This window comes from Gilvimarinus sp. 1_MG-2023, assembly GCF_030548285.1.
The window spans coordinates 1-265 of sequence record NZ_JAUOSC010001126.1; the positions used below are offsets into that span (position 1 = coordinate 1).

General features: G+C 57.7%; 1 pseudogene. It reads left to right on the plus strand.

Going from position 1 to position 265, the window contains the following annotated elements:
- Positions 1-265, plus strand: a pseudogene (locus tag Q4563_RS20360) (DNA-binding response regulator); the annotation flags it as partial.

Genomic DNA, 265 nt, shown 5'->3' on the forward strand with positions numbered 1-265 from the left:
GATGTGGTCCGAGGGTTGGAATCCGGCGGCGTGGATTATGTCACCAAACCTGTGAATCTGGATGTATTGCTGGCCCGGGTGCAGGTTCATATCAGCAATGCCCGCAAGACGCGCCGGGCAATCGGTTCGCTGAATGAAATTGGCCAGCCAACCTTTGCCTGTAACGTGCACGGCCAGCTGTTGTGGTGTTCCAGCCGCACCATCGAAGTCTTGGCCAAATCCGGTTTGTCCGAACAGGCGTTTCAGGAGGCGACCAGTGCCGCGT